Here is a 20,223-nt window from a genome sequence, read left to right on the forward strand (position 1 = left end):
CGTGTGTCCTGCGTTAAGATGCGTCGGGTGTTGGCGTGAAGAAGGTCTGAATATCCGTCAGTGTATCGGCAAGGCTGAAGCGATGCACGGTCACACCTGCGGGAAAAGCCGTTAAGAGGCGTGACGGCATGCGTCGGTCTAAGATCACGAAGACACCACGATCGGTGCCGTGTCGGATTAAGCGTCCGAAGGCTTGGCGAAGTTTCATGCGGGTTAGGCGGTCATCATAATCACTTGGGTGTCCATCGGCCAGAACACGGCGGCGTTCGCGGTGGAGAATATCGGGGCGAGGCCATGGGGTTTTCTCGAACACGACCATACGCAGTGCTTCACCGGGAACATCGACGCCATCGCGCATGGCATCTGTGCCGAGCAGGCAGGAATGGATTTCCGTACGGAAAATATCGACTAAGGTGGCGTTGTCCATTGCATCCACATGCTGCGCGTAGAGCGGTATTCCTTGTTCTTCGAGGTGCTCATGAATGCGCTGGTGGACATCACGCAGGCGTTTGATCGCGGTGAACAGGCCAAGTGCGCCGCCGCCTGATGCTTCGAACAAGGCTTGAAAGGCCCATGCGAGAGATGCCGGTTCGGTGGAGACATCGGTTACGACATAGGCGCGGGTTTGGTTCGCGTAATCAAACGGACTGAGGACGGAGGCGCGGATGGGGGGCTTGATGAAATGCGTGGCCCCAAGGCGCAGCTCTGCCGCTTGCCAATCACGCGTGCCGTCTTGATCAAAGGCAGTGCCGCTTTGATCCCGCAGTGTAGCGGAGGTGAGGAGCAGGCCATGTGCGGCTGTTTGTATGGCTGAGGCGAAAGGGATGGTCGGGTCCAGCCAGTGTCTGTGCAGCCCGACATCATGTGTGCCGCCGCCGGAGCGGTTGCGCGGTAAGGGTTCGGTGCGGATGAAGTCCACATATTGGGGGGCGTGTGTGTTGGGTTCTGGTGGGTGGCAGACGGCATCGAGCATGCCGATCCATCCGCTGACGCGCAGTGTGGCGCGACGGTAGAGGCTGCGGATCATCGCTTCAATGCGTTGGCGCGTGCCGGAATCCATCTCGGGGTCATCGTCTAGCTGGGCGGCGAGTTGATTGCTGAGATGTTGGAGGGGGCGTTTGAGGGTGTGGAATGCGGCAGAGAGGGTCTGCGCGGTGTCGAGAATGCCGGGTTCTGCGGGGAATAGGTCACATTCTGAGGGCGGGTAAGGGTTGTTGACGCGTTCTTGTGTCTGGCGGCGGTTGCGGAGTTGTGCGTTGAGGGCGCGGAGGAAGGCTTCAGACGGATTATTCTCATGCGGGGTGGCGGGCAGGATGCCGCTGAGAAGATCATCTTGTTCGGGATCAGCGGGAGGTTCGGTCGCGCTGGAAGGATTTAGGCGTTCGCTCCATCCCGGCGCGGGCAGGGCGTGTGCGGCTGCGAGAACAGCATGCACGGGGCCATCAAGGGTGGGGACGCGCTCTAATAAATCTTCAATACGGCGCAATAATCCGCGCGCGCGGGAGCGGCTGCCTTCAGCGCCGAGGAGCCAGCGGCGGAGTTCAGCGGCTTCAAGGCCGCAGAGGACCGTTGAAAAGGCACTATCGGCGGCATCTGGGACGTGATGCCCTTCGTCAAAGACATAGCGTGATGGGGTGCTGTCTTCATCCGGGATGCCTTCTGGGGTGGCGGCGTTCCATGAGGCTTGCGCCATGATGAGGGCATGGTTGGCGACGACAAGGTCTGCGTGTTTTGCGCGGCGGATGCCATGTTCGACAAAGCACGTTTGGTAATGCGGGCATGAGGCGTGGATGCACTCACCGCGCCGGTCTGCGATGCTGTGCAGGATGCCTTGCCCGAAGACTTCCCCGAACCATCCGGGCAGGTCCCCGCCCATAAGGTCCCCGTCTTGGCTGGCTTCAGCCCAACGGGCGATGAGGGCAAGGGGGAGGAGGTTCTTGCCGCCATCGGGGGATGAGGCGGCGCGTGCTGTGGTGGCGTTGAGCATATCCTCCATATTCAGCAAGCAGAGGTAGTTTTCGCGTCCTTTACGCACCACGACTTTGCTTCGGCGTGTGGCTTTGTCCGGGTAGAGGCGGTGGAGTTCTTTCTCCAACTGCTTTTGAAGGTGCCGGGTATAGGTGCTGAGCCAGACGGCGCCGTCATTTCGTTCGGCCCAGAGGCTAGCGGGGGCAATATAGCCAAGGGTTTTTCCGGTGCCTGTTCCTGCTTCAGCAAGAACGACATTGGGCGTGCCAACGGCTTCTCGTGGTTCAAAGGCGGCGGTGGCAACGGAGGAGAAGTCGGCTTGTCCGGGCCGGATCTCGGCTTGTGCGCCTAGGATGTCACGGAGGCGTTCACGCGCGGCGAGGGGGTCAACGGGGTGAGCGCTGGGTGGTGGGCGTTGAGCCTCATCTTCCCATTTGGGGAGGCGGCGCCAAATACGAATCGCGTCATGAGGGTGGCCGGACGTATGATTGGCGGCGCCAAGAACATGGCTGACCTCATGGCTCCAGACCCAGCCTGAGCGTGTGAGCGGTGTGAGGAGGGCGCGTAATGTGTGGCCCTCTTGTGTTTGGGCTTTTGCGTGGAGCTGGTCGAGCAAGATTTCGCATAGGCGCGGTAAGAAATCGGCCCCGATGGTGGCGGGGGGCTCAATCTCTAACGCGAGGGCCATGCCGCGTGGCGTTGGGGCGACCGTGCGTGCGGGGTGCACGAATAGAAAGAGTTCCAGCAGGTCAAACCATGGGACGGGCTGTGTATGCGGCGGCAAGCCGAGGGCGCGCATGGCGCTGGGGCCGTGGATGAGTAGTGGTGGTGAGAGGCTGAGGAGGTGGGCGCGTGTCTCGGTAACGGTGAGGGAGAGGAGTTCTCCATCTGGGGTGAGCAGCGAAGAATGGCCACGTCGTGCGATGAGGGCAGGGGCATCGAACGGTGAAAGATGAGCGGGCGGAGTATGGGAGACGGGCGTGGACATTGTTGGGAGTTTACCCTGAGGGGCAGAACACTGCGAGGGAAAAGCAGAACGGATCGTGAAAATGGTACGATTTGAGAAAAATGACGCGTTTTGATACCTTGGAAAGGGAACTAAATGCTGTGTTACTCTGCGTATTGCTTGACCGGAGAAACGTGGCTCCCTATTTTTTGGGGTAATCATGGAAAAGCAGAACTCTTCTACAACCCCCCGCCCCGCTGCGTCCGCGCCGCTCCCGAAAGCATGGCCTTTTGAGGAGGCCCGCAAGATTGCCGAGCATGTTGGCAAACGTGATGCGGATAAACCTGCATTGCTGGAGACGGGCTATGGCCCCTCTGGTTTGCCGCATATTGGTACGTTTGGCGAAGTTGCCCGTACGACATGGGTGCGTAAGGCCTATGAAGCGCTGACAGGTCGCCCGACGCGTCTTTTGGCATTTTCGGATGATATGGATGCCTTGCGTAAGGTGCCAACCAATGTGCCGCAGCAAGAGATGTTGGCGAAGCATTTGGGCTTACCGTTGACGCGGATTCCTGACCCATTTGGTGAGTATGATAGTTTTGCCGCGCATAATAACGCGCGTTTGCGTCAGTTCCTCGACAGCTTTGGTTTCCAATACGAATTTGCATCCGCCACAGATTACTACACGAATGGCACTTTTGATGCGGCGCTGCGCCGTATGCTGGAAGTGCATGATGAAGTCGTAGCCACCATTATCCCAACCCTAGGCCCAGACCGTCGGGCGACGTATTCTCCTGTTTTGCCGATCCACCCAGAAACAGGGCAGGTCATGCAGGTGCCCATTATTAAGGTGGACCCGGATGCGGGGACCGTGGTGTGGGATGATGAAAGCGGTAAGCGCTTTGAGACGTCTGTGCTTGGCGGTAATGCCAAGATGCAGTGGAAAGCGGATTGGGCTATGCGCTGGTATGCGCTGGGCGTTGATTATGAAATGTCCGGTAAGGACTTGATCGACAGCGTGCGTTTGTCGTCCAAAATATGCCGTATCTTGGGTAAAGAGCCGCCCGCTGGTTTGACTTATGAACTGTTCTTGGATGCACAAGGGCAGAAGATCAGTAAGTCTAAGGGCAATGGTTTGTCCGTTGAGGAATGGCTGCGTTACGGTACGCCGGAAAGCTTGGCGCAGTATATGTTCCAACAGCCGACCCGTGCGAAGCGTCTGTTCTTTGATGTCATTCCGCGAGCGACAGATGATTACCTGACCTTGGTGGGTAAGGCTGGGCAGCAAGAAGGCGATGACCTCAAGGCGAACCCGGTATGGTCGATCCATGGTGGGACTATTCGCCCGGAAGATACTAGCCCCGTCTCCTACACGGCGCTGTTGAACCTCGCGAATGTGGCGAATGCGCGTGATACGGACACGTTGTGGAAGTTCTTGCGCCGTTATGATCCGACCTTGTCGCCTGAGACGCATCCTTATGTGGATCGCTTGGTTGGCTGCGCGTTAACGTATTTCACTGAGCAAGTTTCACCGAATAAGACGTATCGTGATCCGACGGACCGCGAACGTCGTGGTCTTGAAGATTTGGCGGATGAGTTGGCCAAGTTGGATGTCTCTACACCGCCAGTGGCCGTGCAGGATGTCGTTTTTGAGGTGGGTAAGCGTTACTTTGAGAAGTCTGAACTGCGGTCGTGGTTTGGTTGCCTTTACGAGGTGCTTCTGGGCCAGAGCGAGGGGCCGCGTTTTGGTATTTTCGCGTCGTTGTTCGGCTTGAAAGAGACGGTTGAGTTGATCCGTACTGCGCTGGCGCGTCCGTCCAGCGAGGGTGAGCAGGGTTAAGGCCTATGAGCAAGTCCGCTGACGAGGCGTGGTCGGTGACGCCGGCAGCACCAGAGGAACCGGACTTGGTGTGTGAGGGGGAGGAATGTGTTGCCCCCCCTCGGTGGCGGCGCCTTTTGGCGCGGGCTCCGGCATTGGTTGGCGTGGTACTGCTTGTTGCCGCTGTGACGGTGATTTGGCGTGAGTTAAAGCACTTATCGCTGAAGGATATTGGTCATAGCCTTGCGGCAATACCGCACCATGCGTTGATGGCGGGGGCTGCTGCGACGTTTTTGTCGTATTTCGTGTTATCGTTTTATGATTATTTGGCCTGTGTTCATGTGCGGGCTGATGTGTCGTATCGGCGTTCGGCCTTTGCGGCATTTTGCTCTTATGTGCTTTCCCATAATTTAGGCTGTGCTGCGATTTCTGGGGCGGCGGTACGCTTTCGTTTATACCGTAGCTGGGGCGTTGCACCTGGGCAGATTGCGCAGATTATAGGCTTTTGTTCCGCGACGTATTTGCTCGGAACATGTGCGTTAATTGGCTCGATTTTTCTGCTTGAGCCGCATGCTGTGCCCTCCTTCATTCATATGCCGGCACCGATTTTACAGGCTATTGGTGTGGGATGCTGGCTGGTTTTGGGCGCGTATTTGATCTTGTCCCGTTTGGGGCGGGCCGTGACTATTCGCGGTCATGTGATTGAAGTGCCGCGTACGCGTATTGCTTTCTCTCAGATTGTTGTGAGTGCTGCGGATATGGCCGCGACCGCGCTGATTGCGTATGCGGTTTTGCCACATCTGCCGCCGCAAGCTCATTTCGGTTTTGGGACATTTTTGGCCATTTATATTGCTTCTTACACGGCAGGTTTGATGGCGAATGTACCCGGTGGGTTGGGTGTGTTCGATGGTGCGATGATTTTTGCGCTACGACCATATTTACCGGTTGCAGAGATTATGGGCGCCATTCTGGTATTCCGTTTGTTTTACTACATCATTCCGCTCGTGATGGCGGGTTTGATGTTCGCTGGGCATGAGCTGTTCTTGCGGGGTGAGCAAGCACTTGTTTCAGCCGGGCAAATTCGCCAGAGGATGCGGCCCAGTCAGGTGCTGTTGGAATCTGAGGCTGATTTCTCGGTAGCGGTTGCTTCTGGGGTGCAAGCGACCATTGGTGTCGTGTTGGTTGTCTATACCTTATGGGCGCGGTTGCCGCCGTTGCACGGGGTGTTTTGGGCGGCTGTTGTCCAATTGTCGGGTCTGTCGTTGACCGTGATGGGGGTTGCGCTTTTGGGGCTGGCCTTGGGGCTTCAACAGCGTGTGGCCTTGGCATGGAAAGTGTCCACAGGCGTTCTGTTGGCCTCTATTGTGTTATTGCTGTTACGTGGCGCGCCTGTACTGGCTGTACTGGGGCCAATTATGGCGTTGGTTTTGTTGCTGCCGTTCCGAAATTGTTATTATCGGCGTGCTCATTTGCTCTCTGCGCCGTTGACGCCTTTTATGCTCGCGCCGGTCACATTGTGGGTGTTGGGCCTTGTGGGTGTTGCATGGGTGGCGATGGAGCGTCATTTGGGGCCAATCTGGTGGCGTGCCATGATTTATGATGCGCATACGGCTGTTGGGCGTTGGTTTTTGGCATTGTCGGCTGTGTGTGGTCTGGTGGCGCTGCGGGTTGGGATGCGCCGTGCGCGGATACGTTTTGAAGACTGGACGCAAGATAACGAGGCTCTTTATCGTAATTTGCCACGTGCCTTGCAGGAGTTCACGCCGCGTCGTCCTAATGGTCTATTATTGGATGAAGCTGGGAAAGCGGCCATTCCTTTCCTGCGGGCAGGTCAATTTATTATTGGTTTAGGGGACCCTGCCGGTGCAGAGCGGAATGCGATTGCTGCCATTTGGCGTTTGCGGGATTTTGCGCTGCAAGAAGGCAAGCATTTGGCTTTCGTACAAGTCGGTCCTTCTCTGGTGGCCGTTTATAATGATTTGGGTTTGACGGTTTGCCCCTCAGGGGAGCGCGGTGCTATATGTTGCCTTACCGAGGACTACCGCCGTGTTAAAGCTTTTCTCATGGGAGAAGAGCGTTTGGCACGCCGTCGAGCCGCTCGGTCGGATGATTTTGCGCGCGCGGTTCAATCGTGACTTTGTCTTCTAGTTTTGCAGATGCGGTAACAGCTTGGCTCATCGCATTCCCTGCGTTGTTTTCGATCATTAACCCTTTTGGGGCGTCCATGATCTTCGCGCAGGCGACAGAAGGCCGAGAGCGGCGGGATGTGCTGGTTTTAGCCCGCTCAGTTGCTCTCAACTCGCTCATTATTTTGTTGGTATCATTATGGGGGGGAGGCTGGATCCTCCATTTTTTTGGTATCAGCATGGATGCTCTGCGTGTAACGGGCGGCTTGGTTGTTGTGGCGCGTGCATGGGTGATGTTGCAGCAGCCTAAAGCAAATGAAGAGCGGAAAGAACGTCAAGCCTTGCAAGGTGGGCGGACGGCATCAGCCTTGGATTTGCAGGAACACGCTTTTTTCCCATTGGCGATGCCTTTTACGGTGGGGCCGGGGAGTATTTCCGTTGCAATTGCACTGAGTACATCACGGCCCGATGCCATGCCTGAGATGCATTATCTCATCGGTATTTCTGTGGCGGCAACGGCCATGGCGTTGTTGATAGCCGTTTTATACTCGTATGCTGAGCGCGTTGTGTCGTTCTTAGGTGTGACGGGGGCGCGTATTGTGAGCCGTTTGGCGGCTTTGATCTTGCTGGCGATTGGTGTGCAGATTCTCGCCTCTGGCGTTTCTGGATTCGTGACGGCTGCGGTGCGTCAGGCGTTGCATTAGGCGCCTGACGCTTAGGGGTATTAGTCTTCGTATTCTGGGACAAGTGGCATATCTGGGCACCAAGCATACTCGGCTTGTGGGACATAGGTGTGCTGGCCAAAGCCTTTGAGGCTCTCAAAGAGCGTGACGTGCTGCACATTCATGGGAGCGCTGCGGAAGAGATTATGCGCTTGGACCCAGCGTGCTGCTTCTTCGCGGCGTGAAGAACTGAGGTGACCAAGGGCAATCTCGGGGTGAAAGCGTTTACGTAGGGTTGTGCATCCTGCGCGGCGAAGGTGCCTTTCAATGTTGGTTTGAAGGTTGGTCAGTGCCTCGCTGCGCTCTACGTGAATTGTGAGCGTGTCGTTGGTTGTATTCTCGCGCAGTCCCGCACCGAGAAGAGAAAGGTCAAACGGTTCCCATGATAAGCGTGAGAGGGCGAGGTCTATGTCTTCTTGGTCTGCGCGTGAGGAGACTTCACCGATGAATCGTAGGGTGAGGTGATAATTCTCTTTAGGAATCCACTGAACATTGGGGAGTGATCCACGGAGGAGGGCGAGTTCCTCACGCAGGGCGTCGGAAAGGTCGAGGGCGACGAAAAGTCTCACTGTGGCGCTCCCTAAAAAGGCTATAACCGCAAAAAGACGGTTTATGGATGCAGGATTTCTTGACGAGGATCAGAAAAACCCCACATTCATAGAGTGTACCGGCGAGCCAGCAGGGTTCGTCAAGCGCCCTTGTGTTACGATAGGGCCCAACTGGAAAATAAGGTGTCATGGCGTTTAATACCAATTTCGGCAGAGCTGGCGTTCAAGCCGGGGTCGGCAATCTTGATGAAGGTCTGCGGGCCTATATGTGTCGCGTGTTTAACTGGATGGCCCTTGGCCTCGTGATAACGGGGGCTGTCGCTTATGCAGTTGCGGAGACGGCGCTGAAAGCGTTGTTTTTTCATGGCGTGGCGTTGCCGAACGGTTTGGTCGTGCAGCGCCCGACACTGCTGGGTGATCTTGCGATCTTTGCGCCGATGGTTTTTGTGTTTGTGATGTCATTTGGGATCAATCGTTTGTCCCGGCCGGCCGTGCAGGCGCTTTTTCTCGTGTTCAGCGCAACGATGGGGGCGAGTCTCTCAAATATCTTGTTGAGTTACACGGGTGTTTCGGTCGCGCGGACTTTTTTCATTAGTGCAACCATGTTCGCGGCGATGGCGTTGTGGGGTTATACCACATGTACGAGCTTGGCGCGTCTTGGTTCGTTTTTATTGATGGGGCTGATTGGCCTTGTGGTGGCGTCTTTAGTGAATATGTTCCTGCATAGCTCAGGCCTGAGCATGTTGTCGTCTGTTGTGGGGGTTGGTGTATTCACGTTGTTGGCGGCTTATGACACGCAGCGTATTAAGGTTAGTTATCAAAATATGGCCTTTAATTATGATGCGGAGACTGTTTCACGCCTCAGCATTTATGATGCCTTGTCTATGTATCTAAACTTTATCAATCTATTTCAGTATATGCTTCAGTTCTTTGGAGTTCGTTCAGGAAATAATGACTAATAAAAATTTCACGAATAATTGATTTGTATCAAAAGCGCCCTGAATAGGGTGCTTTTTTTTATGTATCATGGACTAAAATAGTCTTAATTATTTAATTAGATCTAGTTTAGTACACATTAAAAAAATGTAATGTAAAAATACGAAGTTGTGAGCATATTTCCTTAAATGTGGCTAAAAACTGCCATTTATAAGGCGGTTGTTTTCTGAAATAGAGAAAAGTCTCTGCATAAAGCAAGGCGCAAAAAACCTTGTGTTTCAGCCAATTCAGGCGGAAATAAACGGAGACGAGAGACCTGTGTGCCTCTGTTGTTTGTTATGCAGGAACCGAAAGATCGGGGCCTGACGCTAATTTGGAGAAGGGGATAGCCAAGGTGTTGGAGTGTTCGAGTGTTTTTGGAGCACCCTATACGCCATCGCTCTTTCTATTCTTTGCTCACTGCCGGAACGGAAGATGAAAGCAGGACCGATGAAGAAATCCTGGCGATATCTCCCAGCGTTGCCAGCGCTGATGCTTTCGGGCTGTACGGTTGATCTGCTTCAACCTGCGGGTCCGATTGCAGAAATGGACAGTAAGGTCATGATCCTTGAGTTCGTGATCATGCTGCTGATCGTAATTCCAACTATTATTGCGACACTGGTTTTTGCTTGGAAGTATCGTGCTTCCAATAAACAAGCAGAATACCTTCCCACATGGGACCACTCGACGAAGATTGAAATTTTTGTATGGGGTATCCCTGCGATTATTATCCTCGTTTTGGGGGCTATTTCTTGGTGGAGTACGCATGCGTATGACCCATATCGCCCACTGCAAACGACTGGAAACGTTAAGCCCTTGAATATTCAGGTTGTTTCTCTCGACTGGAAATGGCTGTTTATCTATCCGGATCAAGGGATTGCAACGATTAATCAATTGGCTGTCCCGACCAATACGCCACTGAATTTTGAAATGACGTCTGACACGGTGATGACCTCGTTCTTCATTCCGCGTCTTGGTTCTATGATTTACGTCATGCCGGGTCAGCAAACGCAGCTGCATCTTCTGGCCAGTGAAGCGGGCAATTATCTGGGCGAGGCATCCCACTATAGTGGTCGTGGCTTCTCAGATATGAATTTCCGTACTTTGGCGATGGATAAAGCGGGTTTTGATGCATGGGTAGAGAAGGTGAAGTCGAGCTCAGATGGGCTGGATGCAGCGTCTTACCCCAGCTATGCCGCTCCGCAAGAGGCTGCGCCGGTTCATTATTTCTCTCATGTCCAGCCTGAGCTCTTTGATGGGATTGTGGCTAAATACAACAATGGCATGATGGTTGAGAAAACGACCGGTAAGGTCATCCACATGCCGGCTGCTGGCGCAGGCAGCATGTCTGACATGAATATGAAGGAATAAGACGGATGCTCGGAAAGCTTTCGCTCTCTGCCATTCCTGTCGATGTGCCGATTCTCGTCGGAACATTTGCTGGTGTGGCCATCATTGGTCTTGTTGTGCTTGCAGCAGTGACCTATTTCGGCAAATGGGGTTATCTCTGGCGTGAATGGTTGACGACTGTTGACCATAAGCGTCTTGCCGTCATGTATATTATTCTGGCGATTGTGATGCTGTTCCGTGGTTTTGCGGATGCGGTCATGATGCGTAGCCAGCTTGCCCTCGCCTATAACGGCAACCCCGGTTACCTGCCGCCGCACCATTATGATCAGATTTTTACCGCGCATGGTACGATCATGATCTTCTTCATGGCGATGGCATTTATGACAGGGCTTTTGAACCTTGTTGTGCCGTTGCAAATTGGTGCGCGTGACGTTGCGTTCCCGTTCCTGAACTCCTTCAGCTTCTACATGACTCTGATTGGTGCGCTGCTGATCAACATCTCGTTGTTTATCGGTGAGTTTGCTCAGACGGGTTGGTTGGTTTACCCACCGCTGTCTGAAATGCAGTTCAGCCCCGGCGTTGGTGTGGATTACTACATCTGGGCCGTGCAGATTTCGGGTGTTGGTACGCTGCTGACGGGTGTGAACTTCTTCACGACCATCGTTAAGATGCGCGCTCCGGGTATGACATGGATGAAGCTGCCAGTCTTTACGTGGACAGCGCTTTGTACCACCGTTCTGATCCTCATGTCCTTCCCGATCCTGACGGTGACGCTTGGGATGCTGAGCTTGGACCGTTACCTGGGCATGCACTTCTTTACGAATGATGCTGGCGGTAACGTCATGCTGTACCTGAACCTTATTTGGGCTTGGGGACATCCAGAAGTTTATATTCTGGTCATACCAGCATTTGGTGTTTTCTCAGAAGTTACGGCAACATTCTCCCGTAAGCCGCTCTTTGGCTACAGCACCATGGTGTATGCAACATGTTCGATCATGGTGCTGGCAATGGTTGTGTGGGTCCATCACTTCTTCACGATGGGCGCGGGTGCAGACGTTAATACATTCTTCGGTATCGCCACGATGGTGATTGCTGTGCCGACGGGTGTGAAGATCTTTAACTGGCTCTTCACCATGTATAAGGGGCGTATTGAGTTCACGTCTCCGATGTACTGGACCGTTGGCTTCATGGTGACCTTCTCGATCGGTGGTATGACCGGTGTGATGATGGCGATGCCTGCTGCTGACTGGATCGTGCATAACTCCTTGTTCCTGATTGCTCACTTCCATAACGTGATTATCGGCGGTGTGTATTTCGGTTATATTGCGGGTCTGAACTACTGGTTCCCGAAAGCATTTGGCTTCAAGCTTAATGAAAAATTGGGAAAATGTTCGTTCTGGTGCTGGTTCATTGGGTTCTATGTGGCCTTCATACCGCTTTATATCCTCGGCCTTGAGGGCATGACGCGTCGTGTGAACCATTATAACAACCCAGATTGGTACCCTTGGGAGCTGGTTGCTGCCGGTGGCGCCGCGATTATTGCGCTGGGTGTGGTTTTCCAAGTACTGCAAATTTACGTCTCTATCCGTGATCGTAACTTGCCAGAAAACCGTGACTTGACGGGTGACGCATGGGGTACAGGTCGTACGTTGGAATGGGCTATTTCTTCACCACCACCGGCTTATAACTTTGCTGTTATTCCGAAGGTTTATGGTCTGGACACGTTCCATATCGAGAAAGAAATGGGCCGTCCGGCACATGGTCAGGCTCTTGCGCCGATCCATATGCCCAAGAACACGTCTGCTGGTGTGTTTATTGGGGCGTTCACATTCATCTTCGGTTTCGCGGCGGTGTGGTACATTTGGTGGCTGGCAGGCTTGGGCCTGTTGGGTATCCTGGTAACCTGGATCCTGCGTAGCGCGAATGAGGACATTGATTATTATGTCCCTGTCAGCGAAGTGGAACATGACGAGGAAGTTTATTCCCGTCGTCTTGCAGCCGCACAGGCTGCGGAATAAGGGGGGCGTAAGCTGATTATGGCTCACGAAGCAACAATGTCGCCTGCGGCACATGCAGATCATCACGATGGGGAACATCATCACGAGACTCCCAATGTGTTTGGTTTCTGGGTGTACCTGATGACGGACTGCGTCCTGTTCGGCACCATCTTTGCTGTATTCGCAGTGATGCGAAATCAGTTTGCAGGTGGTCCGACGGGCAAAGAACTGTTTGACCTTCAGAATGTTGGTATTGAGACAGCAATTTTGCTGTTCTCATCCATCACCTACGGTTTTGCATCGATTAATGCGCATGCGCAGAAGAAAGGGGCAGTTCTCCTTTGGCTTGCTGTGACGTTTCTTCTCGGTGCGTCTTTCGTAGGACTTGAGGTTAACGAATTCCATCACATGATTGCGGAGGGCAATGGCCCTGACCGTTCAGCATTCTTGTCAGCGTTTTTCACGTTGGTTGGTACGCACGGTCTGCACGTAACGTGCGGTTTGATCTGGATGGTGGTTCTGATGGTTCAGATGTTGGGCCGACAAGGGCTGAAGCCACGGATGATGGACAAGCTCGCTTGCCTCAGCCTCTTCTGGCACTTTTTGGACATCGTTTGGATCTGCGTTTTCTCCTTTGTCTATCTTGCGAGTACGCTCTAATGGCCCAAGCTTCTCACTCATCCGGGGCGAGCAATAGCCACGGATCTTACTCCGCTTATCTGATTGGTTTTGTACTGGCTGTTATCCTGACGGTGGCGTCTTTCGCTGCGGTCATGGCTCATGCCTTGTCTCCGGGCATGGCGATTGTGGTTCTGTCAGTCTTGGCCGTGGTTCAGATTTTTGTGCATTTGGTGTTCTTCCTGCATATGAACGGTAGTTCTGAGCAGTATTGGAACTTGTTGTGCTTCTTGGTCGCAGTAGCGACGGTGGTCATCGTTATCGGTGGTACGCTGTTCATTATGCACGATACGGCCATGAACATGATGTCACGCTAAACGTTTCTTGAAACGTTGAATGTGTTGAGCCGGTGGGGGAAACCTCACCGGCTTTTTTTTGTATGATCATGAAGGCGTACAAAAAAAAGCCCGACACGAAGATGTGTCGGGCTTTTTCGTGATCCTCGCAGGAGAGCGGGGATTAGTCTTTGTGCGGTGCTTCGGAGAGAAGGCCAGCTTTGTCTGGCTTATCTTTCCATTCTTCAGCATCAGCAGGTTGTTCACCTTTGCGCGTGATGTTTGGCCATTGTGCGGCGAGGCGTGAGTTTGTCTCAATCCATGCTTCAGCGCGGCCATCACTATCTGGGAAGATCGCTTCTGCAGGGCATTCTGGTTCACAGACGCCGCAGTCAATGCATTCGTCAGGATTGATCACTAGGAAGTTTTCGCCGGCATAGAAACAGTCTACGGGGCAAACTTCGACGCAATCCATGAACTTGCAGCGGATGCAGTTCTCGGTGACCACATAGGCCATAGATGTCTCCAATCTGTCTTGGTGGCTTGGTTTAGCACCGGTCTTTCATTGATGACGGATGATATGCGAGTGTTTTTGGTCAGACGCAAGCGTCTTCACTGTGTGTTGTGACGTTCTCATAAAGCAGTGTGGCTTCTGAAGCAGGGCCACGGCGTGTGCCTAAGGCGCGAATAATCCAGACATGGACATCATCTTGAGGGTACCGTGGTGGGAGTGTCACGGTATCGCCAATGCGGAGTTTGGCGTGTGGTTTGTTGGTTGGCTGGCCATTAATGCGGGCAAATCCACGTGTAATATAGGCAGCGCTGATGCTGCGTGTTTTTGCGAAACGTGCGTAATAAAGCCAAAGATCAAAGCGTTGAAAATCAGTCGACATCGGGTGTGTGCTTATAGCGCGGGTTTGCGTTTGTGTGTGTGTTTACGAGGCTTGCGTTGTTGAGGGGGGTGGTGTGTTGCCGGGCGTAAGGCCGCGAGGGCTGCAAAAGGGCTGTTCGCATTATGAATAGGTTTTGTGCGTACTGTGTGTGGGCGTCGCTTATGTGCTTGTGTGCCCGGTGGTAGCAGCAAAAGCGGCGTAGCGGGGCCGAAGACACGGGCATCTAACACTGTCGGGGGCTGGTGGCGTATGCCAAGAGCGGCCAGAATTTGGGGGAGCTGTGCTGCTCGAATGCCAAACCATGATGGTAAGTCTCTAGGGGCCAGGCAGGGGGCGTGGGTGATGAGGCGTTTGAGATCATGGAAGCGGCGCTCAATAATATCGAGGCGCACCCCGACATCCCCTGCGGGAATCCATCCTGGCCGCCCAGAGATTTCTGGGAGAGGATAGGAGATACGACCCGGCGGCGGCGGCGTGAGGGGGCTGGAGTGGCCCGTATGAATATGGGCAAGGAGGGCGCGCATATGCAGAGTATGGGGACGCATAAGCGCAGGCATAAAGAGCGCGAAGTGTCCGATGATAATACCGTGTTTTTTGAGCAGGCGTCGGTCGTTGTGTGGGATTGTATAATCTGCCGGGAGAGGGGGGGTTATACCACCATCTTCTACCAAGCGGTGCACGACGCCGCGCAAGGCAGGGTGTGTTTCGGCAGCGTGTTGCAGAGCGAATAGGACACTAAAGTCTCTTTGGATAAGAGATTGCACAAAGGTGATGAGGCGTTTTTCGACCTGTGTGCGCTGTTGTGTGTCAGCGAAGTCATCATGGAAGAGACGTATATGCGGCTGGAGGACGGTTTTCCCGGCACTTAGGCGGCCGAGGGGCACTCCGTTCCATGAGAGGATGGCGGTTTCGGTGTTTAGTGCCAGATCAGCATCGGGGGCGTGGGTGAATTGATGGATCCGGCGAGGGATTTCTTGCTGGAGTGCACGTCGTCCTGCGCGGAGCACTAGGGCGCGTTCCGAGTCTTCAATGGGGCCAAGATTGAGGGAGAAACCTTCAATTTTTCCGATCTCATGACCTTCAACAACCACGGTGCCGTCTTGTGTGACGGCAGAGAGGAGGGGGTGGTCTTGTGCGTCATCAAGGCGGCGTAACAATGTGGCGGCCCGACGGTCGACAAAACGTGCGGTGAGGCGGTCATGCAAAGCATCTGATAAGCGCTCCTCAACCTCACGCGTGCGCTTTTGCCATGTGTTTGCGTGGCGACTCCATTCATTGCGAGAAGCAATATAGGCACAGACGCGGATACCGGTGAGACGTTGCATCAGGGTATCGATATCGCCTTCGGGTTTATCGAGTCCGCGAAGATGGCCGTCCATCCAGTTCGGCGGGATGGTCCCGTCTTTGAGCAAGTGCATGTACAGATTGCTGCACAAGCGGGCGTGGCTGTCGTCCCCTAATTTACGGAAATCGGGGATTTGGCAGACGTCCCATAGCAGCGCTGTTGCGTCTCGTCCTCGTGCTGTTTTTTGGATGTCTGGGTCAAGAAGGAGGCTTTCTAGTGTGGTGACATCTGAGGCGATGCGACCGGGGACGAGGCCTTTTTGAGGGGGGGACACCGTGAGGCTGGCTAATAAGGCGCGGGGGTTGGTGAAATCTAAGCGGCTATTGCGCCAAGAAAGGCGTTTAATTGGCTCGAAACGATGGTGTTCGATGGTTTCGGCTAGTGTTTCAGAGAGCGCAGGAGCGTCTGCTGTGGTGCCAAAGGTGCCGTCGCGTATGCCGCGCCCAGCACGGCCTGCGATTTGGGCGATTTCTTGTGGGTAAAGAGGGCGTGGGGTGGTGCCGTCAAACTTGCTTAACTGGGCGAGGGCCACATGGTCCACATCCATATTGAGGCCCATGCCGATGGCATCGGTTGCGACGAGATAATCGACTTCCCGGTTTTGGTAGAGTTCGATTTGGGCATTACGGGTGCGGGGGCTGAGTTGCCCCATGATAACGGCGCAACCACCACGCCGCCGTCGGACGACTTCAGCCAATGTGTACACTTCGGCCATAGAGAACGCGACGATGGCGGAGCGTGGTGGGAGTTTTGAGAGCTTGGTTGCGCCGGTATAGACAAGGCTGGACAGGCGGTGTCGTGTATCGATCTCGATGTTTGGGATCAGGCGTTTGATGAGGGGGCGGATGGTTTCAGCCCCAAGAAAGAGTGTTTCGACCGTACCACGGGCATTGAGGAGGCGGTCTGTGAAGACATGGCCGCGGTCGGGGTCTGCGGCGAGTTGAATTTCATCAACCGCGATGAATTCGACTTTACGGTCCAGCGGCATCGCCTCGACGGTACAGGAAAACCATTTTGCGCCATGTGGTATGATTTTCTCTTCGCCTGTAATGAGGGCGACAAAGCGTGCGCCTTTGGCTTTGACGAGGCGTTCATAGTTTTCACGTGCGAGCAGGCGCAGGGGAAAGCCTATAATGCCGGTGGCATGGGCCATCATGCGGGTGAGCGCATAATGGGTTTTCCCCGTATTTGTGGGGCCAAGGGCGGCACGAACGGCGCTTGGCATGGTATGAGCGGTCGAGAAGGTTCTTTGAACTGCGCTGGGCATAGGTGAATGGTCGGGTTTGTGCGCGATAAAAGCAAGCACCTGATACAATGAACCTGTTTAATTTTGGAATAAGATGGATGATTTCTGTGCAAACACTTCCTTTCATTGCGGCCTCTGCTCTGAATGCAGAAGATGGAAGCGTGAAAACGCTGCATATTGTCGCTCCGTCTCACTGTGCGGCTTTTGAAGAACGCTATGAGGCGTGGCTGAAGGCGCAGGCGTTTCAGGCGAAAGCGGGACAGTATGCACGACTGCCAGAGGGGGCCGCTCTTTTTGTTGTGTCTCCTGAGAAAGCTGAGGATCCGTCCGTATATGGTGTGCTCGGTACGGCCTTGGATGCTGGAGATTGGCGCATAGCATGTGACGGCGTGGCGGAAGAATCCCGTTCTGCTGTGGTTTTGGGGTTTGCGATGGGGGCGTATCGTTACCATGTGCGTGGCCGTGACGCATTTGTAGCGCGGCTGGTGGTGGATGAGCGCGATGCTGGTGCCTTGGCTTTTGCAGAAGCGAACCGTTTAGGGCGTGATTTGATTAATACGCCAGCGAATTTACTGGGGCCGGTTGAGTTGGCTGCGCAGGCTCGTGAGGCTTTAGTCGCGCGGGGTGCGGCCGTTGACATTGTGCAGGGTGAGGCGCTGCGTACTGCCTATCCGTGCTTGGCGGCTGTTGGTGAGGGATCAGACCGTCCGTCCCAAGTGGTGATTGGGCGTTGGCAGAAGCGTGAGGGAGCACCGCTCGTCTCGTTGGTTGGGAAGGGGGTGTGTTTCGATACCGGAGGGTATGACCTCAAGCCGCCCGCAGGCATGCTGCGGATGAAGAAAGACATGGGTGGGGCCGCGTTGGCGCTGGCTGTGGCCTGTACCGTGATTGATCTGGGATTGGATGTGTCGTTGGAGGTCCGCCTAGGGTGTGTTGAGAATAGTGTTTCTGGGCATGCGATGCGGCCCGGTGATGTTCTCATGACGCGGAGTGGCAAAACTGTTGAAGTGGGCAATACGGATGCAGAGGGTCGGTTGGTCATGTGTGATTTGCTGACGGAAGCGTCTGAACATGCGCCTGCTTGGTTGTTGGATATGGCAACTTTGACGGGCGCGGCCCGCGTGGCACTGGGGCCGGATTTGCCAGCGTTGTTCACGAATGATGATAACGTTGCTGAAATCTTCTGCGAATCAGCAAAAACGAGTGCAGATCCCCTGTGGAGAATGCCACTCTGGCATGGTTATGACGCATGGCTCGATAGTAAGATTGCGGACATGGGTAATATAACGGCCAAGCCAATGGCAGGAGCGATTACGGCGGCATTATATCTTCAACGCTTCGTGCCGAAGGGCCAAAAATGGTGCCATATCGACACTTATGCTTGGAATGATGCTTCCACGCCGGGTCGCCCAGAAGGTGGAGAGACGCTGGGGCTACGTGCGATTGTTGGTGCGATAGCAAAACTTTGTTAGAAAAAGAGAAATGGAAGAGGGGGTTAGCACCCTCTCTTTTTTGCATCGTAACATAATTGTCTTTGAGAAAGGGGTGTCTTTTCGAAGGCGTTTCGGCTTATTCCTCCGTTCACTAAAGGGCTGCCTATTATGCTCACCAGTGTTGTGCAGGACACGTTTTTCAACTGTTCTCGTGGACACTCAGGTGTGGATAGAGAGAGTGGCTAGAACTTATAACGAAACGGAACGTTTCGGATGCAATATCGCCCTCGGTGATGCAAAGTTCGGTTGGGCATTGCAGAGAGGGTAAGAAGCGTGAGGAGTACAGTTATGGCGCAGGCTAAGAATGATCAGTTGTTAAATCTTCTCTGCGGTACGGTTGTAACGCTGGTACGTCGTGATGGGCCGGATCTTTCGGCGCGTCAGTTGGCTGTTTTCTTGACGTGCTATTTGAATGATGGCGCGCATACGGTTCGTGGTTTGGCGGCAGCGCTGAATGTGTCCAAGCCTGCTATTACGCGTGCGTTGGATCGGTTGCGCGTTCTTGGTTTGGCAGAGCGTAAGCCAGATCCGTTGGACCGCCGCTCCGTGCTCGTACGTCACACGCCGAAGGGTCAAGCATTCTTGCGTGAGATGCGTGCGATTATGGCAGAAGCTTCTGGCTCACAAGCGGACCGTGATGACCGTGCAATTGGTCAGGTCGAGCGTTTGAGTGTCCGCCGCGCAGGCTAACGCTTAACGTTTGGTGACGGCGTGATCATGAAAAAACCGTTACGGGTTCCGTAGCGGTTTTTTTTGTTCCTTTTACCAGGCATCAGAAATGTATTTACGGGCGCGGTAGCAGATAAAGGCGGTCCAGCCGCATTGCGGGGCAAGAATGAGGGCAATGGCGGTGTATATGTGGGCGGTTAAGTTAAGTACGATGGCTCCCCAAAGAACAAAAGCCCAGTAAAGAAGGGTAATGAAAAACGCCGATAGGCCAGAGCGCGTGGCTAACTGGTAAAGATGCCCGCGATGTGCGGTCATAAGATGGTTGCCCGCGCATAAGCGGCGGATGAGTGTGAACAACACATCCCATAAAATACCCGACAAAAGTGCGAGTACTAAGGTGGGTTCAGTATGGATGGGCTGTATGGCGCACCATGCCATCACGAGTGCTGCGGCTTGGCTACCGACATCCCCCATGAAGATACGGGCTTTGGGGAAATTAAAGGGTAAAAAAGTTAAGAGGGCGAGGGCAAGGGGGAGTAGAATTTCGGGGTGTAATCCTGTGGCGGCTAGAAGCAGAGAGGCGATGGCCATGCTGCCAGCAGCCAGTCCGTTGATACCATCAATAAAATTGAGTGCATTGGTCATAAAGACGACGAGACACACATCCCCCGCAAGGGAAAGAGGATTCGACGTGACCGGCAAGGCTACCAAAAAGGCAGCCAAGCACTGTGCAGCGAGTTTATACCAAGCCTTAAAAGAATATATATCATCCGCCCATGAGACAGTGGCGAGAAAGAAAACGCCGACCAGCAAGCTCGTAATGGGTGCTATGTGCGTTTGTGGGTGCATGTATAGTGCAAGTGGGACAGTCACCAGAAAACTGCCAATAATGCCTATGCCGCCGCCTTTGGGAGTGGGGCGTATATGCGCACTCCGGGAGACGGGATGATCTAAGACGCCGATACGGATCATAATCTGTATTAACAGGGCGCAGAGAACCGGCACAGCATAACATGCAAGAGTAAGGCCCGAAAACAGAGATGTTACAGAAAACAGCATAATGCAAAGCATAGGGTATTGTGTATTTTAGCGCTATAAGCAGGATGTGACGAGTATGACGCATTCTGAAGCCCCCGTTCCCCCCTCTTATGAGGGTGTTGCTCCCGTGACCGA

At 54.0% G+C, this 20,223-nt stretch carries 16 protein-coding genes; 10 read left to right on the forward strand and 6 right to left on the reverse strand.

Annotation, left to right across the window (positions count from 1 at the left end; translation table 11 throughout):
* Window positions 1-13: 13 nt before the first annotated feature.
* Window positions 14-2,956 carry an ATP-dependent DNA helicase gene (locus tag NTH01S_RS00475; RefSeq protein ID WP_068167690.1) on the reverse strand — a complete coding sequence of 981 codons (2,943 nt, stop codon included), beginning with the start codon at window positions 2,954-2,956 and terminating at the stop codon, window positions 14-16.
* A 178-nt stretch (window positions 2,957-3,134) separates the two neighbouring features.
* Here NTH01S_RS00475 and NTH01S_RS00480 point away from each other — a divergent pair, with 178 nt between their 5' ends.
* Genes NTH01S_RS00480 through NTH01S_RS00490 form a run of 3 tightly spaced genes read left to right on the forward strand, consistent with a single transcriptional unit; the run spans window position 3,135 to window position 7,563 of the window.
* Window positions 3,135-4,754 (forward strand): lysine--tRNA ligase, encoded by a 1,620-nt coding sequence (locus NTH01S_RS00480; protein ID WP_068167691.1) that lies wholly within the window; start codon window positions 3,135-3,137, stop codon window positions 4,752-4,754.
* A 5-nt stretch (window positions 4,755-4,759) separates the two neighbouring features.
* Window positions 4,760-6,868, forward strand: a complete 2,109-nt coding sequence (locus tag NTH01S_RS00485) for a lysylphosphatidylglycerol synthase domain-containing protein (protein ID WP_068167694.1) — start codon at window positions 4,760-4,762, stop codon at window positions 6,866-6,868.
* Complete coding sequence (locus NTH01S_RS00490; RefSeq protein WP_068167696.1) at window positions 6,865-7,563, forward strand: MarC family protein; 699 nt, start codon at window positions 6,865-6,867, stop codon at window positions 7,561-7,563. Before NTH01S_RS00485 ends, NTH01S_RS00490 begins: the two co-directional genes overlap by 4 nt.
* A 20-nt stretch (window positions 7,564-7,583) precedes the next feature.
* Here NTH01S_RS00490 and thpR read toward each other — a convergent pair whose 3' ends face one another.
* A complete protein-coding gene (gene thpR, locus NTH01S_RS00495; RefSeq protein ID WP_068167698.1) occupies window positions 7,584-8,150 on the reverse strand; it encodes an RNA 2',3'-cyclic phosphodiesterase in 567 nt (188 codons plus the stop codon).
* A gap of 167 nt (window positions 8,151-8,317) precedes the next feature.
* Between thpR and NTH01S_RS00500 the strand changes: the two genes are divergently transcribed.
* The 5 genes from NTH01S_RS00500 to cyoD all read left to right on the forward strand — a co-directional run bounded on the left by NTH01S_RS00500 (window position 8,318) and on the right by cyoD (window position 13,446).
* Window positions 8,318-9,088: a Bax inhibitor-1/YccA family protein gene (locus tag NTH01S_RS00500; RefSeq protein WP_068167699.1), complete on the forward strand. Its 771-nt coding sequence runs from the start codon at window positions 8,318-8,320 to the stop codon at window positions 9,086-9,088.
* A gap of 466 nt (window positions 9,089-9,554) precedes the next feature.
* Complete coding sequence (gene cyoA / locus NTH01S_RS00505) at window positions 9,555-10,475, forward strand: ubiquinol oxidase subunit II (RefSeq protein ID WP_245642016.1); 921 nt, start codon at window positions 9,555-9,557, stop codon at window positions 10,473-10,475.
* A gap of 5 nt (window positions 10,476-10,480) precedes the next feature.
* Entirely contained in the window at window positions 10,481-12,472 is a 1,992-nt protein-coding gene (cyoB, locus tag NTH01S_RS00510) for a cytochrome o ubiquinol oxidase subunit I (RefSeq protein WP_068167704.1), read from the forward strand.
* Window positions 12,473-12,490: 18 nt separating this feature from the next.
* Window positions 12,491-13,111: a cytochrome o ubiquinol oxidase subunit III gene (gene cyoC / locus NTH01S_RS00515; RefSeq protein WP_068167706.1), complete on the forward strand. Its 621-nt coding sequence runs from the start codon at window positions 12,491-12,493 to the stop codon at window positions 13,109-13,111.
* Window positions 13,111-13,446 carry a cytochrome o ubiquinol oxidase subunit IV gene (cyoD, locus tag NTH01S_RS00520; protein ID WP_068167707.1) on the forward strand — a complete coding sequence of 112 codons (336 nt, stop codon included), beginning with the start codon at window positions 13,111-13,113 and terminating at the stop codon, window positions 13,444-13,446. The genes cyoC and cyoD overlap by 1 nt, the downstream gene beginning before the upstream one ends.
* A 142-nt stretch (window positions 13,447-13,588) precedes the next feature.
* Here the strand turns inward: cyoD and fdxA are convergent, their stop codons facing one another.
* The 3 genes from fdxA to NTH01S_RS00535 all read right to left on the reverse strand — a co-directional run bounded on the left by fdxA (window position 13,589) and on the right by NTH01S_RS00535 (window position 16,909).
* Window positions 13,589-13,921, reverse strand: a complete 333-nt coding sequence (gene fdxA / locus NTH01S_RS00525; protein WP_068167709.1) for a ferredoxin FdxA — start codon at window positions 13,919-13,921, stop codon at window positions 13,589-13,591.
* A gap of 79 nt (window positions 13,922-14,000) precedes the next feature.
* The gene (locus NTH01S_RS00530) at window positions 14,001-14,297 is read right to left on the reverse strand and encodes an RNA-binding S4 domain-containing protein (RefSeq protein ID WP_068167712.1); all 297 of its coding nucleotides are present in this window, start codon (window positions 14,295-14,297) and stop codon (window positions 14,001-14,003) included.
* Between the two features lie 11 nt (window positions 14,298-14,308).
* The gene (locus tag NTH01S_RS00535) at window positions 14,309-16,909 is read right to left on the reverse strand and encodes a helicase-related protein (RefSeq protein WP_084366826.1); all 2,601 of its coding nucleotides are present in this window, start codon (window positions 16,907-16,909) and stop codon (window positions 14,309-14,311) included.
* A 77-nt stretch (window positions 16,910-16,986) separates the two neighbouring features.
* Between NTH01S_RS00535 and NTH01S_RS00540 the strand changes: the two genes are divergently transcribed.
* Window positions 16,987-18,360 carry a leucyl aminopeptidase family protein gene (locus tag NTH01S_RS00540; RefSeq protein WP_068167714.1) on the forward strand — a complete coding sequence of 458 codons (1,374 nt, stop codon included), beginning with the start codon at window positions 16,987-16,989 and terminating at the stop codon, window positions 18,358-18,360.
* A gap of 309 nt (window positions 18,361-18,669) precedes the next feature.
* Window positions 18,670-19,071: a MarR family transcriptional regulator gene (locus NTH01S_RS00545; RefSeq protein WP_068167716.1), complete on the forward strand. Its 402-nt coding sequence runs from the start codon at window positions 18,670-18,672 to the stop codon at window positions 19,069-19,071.
* A gap of 72 nt (window positions 19,072-19,143) precedes the next feature.
* Here the strand turns inward: NTH01S_RS00545 and NTH01S_RS00550 are convergent, their stop codons facing one another.
* Window positions 19,144-20,109: a glycosyltransferase family 4 protein gene (locus NTH01S_RS00550; RefSeq protein ID WP_068168116.1), complete on the reverse strand. Its 966-nt coding sequence runs from the start codon at window positions 20,107-20,109 to the stop codon at window positions 19,144-19,146.
* Between the last annotated feature and the right edge of the window lie 114 nt (window positions 20,110-20,223).

This window comes from Neokomagataea thailandica NBRC 106555 (assembly GCF_001598495.1).
Lineage (GTDB): Bacteria > Pseudomonadota > Alphaproteobacteria > Acetobacterales > Acetobacteraceae > Gluconobacter > Gluconobacter thailandicus_A.